Annotated in this window: 2 protein-coding genes; both read right to left on the bottom strand. The window is 52.3% G+C overall.

Annotated features, from left to right (window positions below; genetic code table 11):
- Positions 1–132: 132 nt before the first annotated feature.
- On the bottom strand, positions 133–747 hold the full coding sequence (locus G533_RS24715; protein ID WP_144079971.1) for a hypothetical protein: 615 nt from the start codon (positions 745–747) through the stop codon (positions 133–135).
- Positions 748–885: 138 nt separating this feature from the next.
- Positions 886–1,607 (bottom strand): integrase domain-containing protein (locus G533_RS0119300; RefSeq protein WP_027951303.1); only part of this gene is annotated, 722 nt, incomplete at its 5' end.

Raw genomic sequence — 1,607 nt, 5'->3', positions numbered from 1 at the left:
CGAGTTAATCTGAACGCCAACCGGGTTTACGATTCCACAAATTTTCAAATCGCGAAGCTGATCGTTGCTTTCTTGTATCGCTTCATTAATTTGAACAAGGCTTGCCTTGATAAATTCCTTCAGTTCCATAAGCTAATATTTTTCGTTGTTAATTAGTTTAGAAATATGACGTACTTCATTTGCATTTCTTCTAATACGGCGAGCCTCTGATTCGAAAGACTCAATATTTGATGGTCCGCCATCCTCAAATATCTTTGTTACCGCGATAACTATACTAAAAAGCACCCAGGCAGCATCAATCGCTAGGTCAATAATATTTTCATCTATTTGCGCATCAGCAGTTTCTCTCTTGCGAACCTCTCCTTCCCATTGAGGGTTTCGTATAAAAACTGCTGTACCACCAAGCGGAACAAGATATCCATGAAATAAAGAATGGCGGTAGCTCATAAGGTCTTTTGCTGCCTGAGCCGATAAACTTAAAACTTCGTTTCCCTTAACTCCGATTGTTTCACTTCCTTCTCCAAGTACTTCTATCCAGTTATGGGCAAAAGTCTTATCCGTTGATGGTCTTTTCCCCTCTACTTCCTCATTCTTCAGACCCCAAACAGCTCGCTCTAGATGGGACTCGAACAACCCCCACGCAATAGCAAATACTCCTATTTTTTGCTGCACTTCTACCGGGACACCAAGGCTTTGTATCTTTGCAGTAACAAGCAAAGCATTACGTGTATGTATTGGTAATTTCACTTAATCTCCCAGAACCCTTGTATCCGTAGAATTAACCGCCTAATAAACTCGCCGGCAGTGTGCTCCTACCCATAATAGGCCTACAGTGATGTGGCCTACTCACCATTTCCCTTTGCGATATCGAGAAAGTGGGTCATTTTATCGAGAACCAATGTACGTAGAAGTAATATCCTGCCGCCCCTCTCCATGCCCCAGCTCCTGGTTCACCACCGCCGCCGCACGATCCCACCTGGCTTGCTCCTGGGGTGTCAGCTCCGCATAAGCCGGACCTCCCGCGTGCGGGGCCGCGATTCCCTCCGATACCGCCTGGAAGCGCTGTTGCGCCCAATGGTGGCGGTATCCATGCCCTGATACCCCGGCCGCATGCCTAGCGGCATTGTAGGTCGCGTAGAAGGTCCGGTAACGCTGATCGCCGGGGATCATCGAGCGATCACCCTGGGCCGCCTGGAAGCGGGCCACGCGGTCCAGGAGCGCCCGCTGCCGGTCGTTAGTGATGGGGATCTCACGTGGTCGCCCCCCCTTGCACCAGGAGCCCTTCAGGGCGACCTGGTCAGGGGTCTTGGTCGCCACCTTGTGCTGAAACTTGAGGGCTTCCTCGGTACGCAGGCCGAACTCGACACGCAGCTCGGTTATCAGGGCCATGCGCTCATCGAGGGCGGCGATCTTGCCCCAGTCCGGGGCGACGGATTTGGACTGGCCGTAGCCCTCGATGTTTTTCCTGAGGGGCAGGCCCAGATCCTTGTTGGAGGGGATCTCGCTTTCCCGGCCCACTTTGTCGGCCAGCCAGCGGATATCCACCAGGCGATTGGCGATGGTGCGCGGCGCCAATCCCTGCTCACGCCAGTCGTGCACCAGGCGGG

The organism is Haliea salexigens DSM 19537, from assembly GCF_000423125.1.
Classification (GTDB): domain Bacteria; phylum Pseudomonadota; class Gammaproteobacteria; order Pseudomonadales; family Halieaceae; genus Haliea; species Haliea salexigens.
The sequence above is the reverse complement of the archived record's forward strand: the minus strand, read 5'-3'. Positions and strand labels throughout refer to the sequence as shown.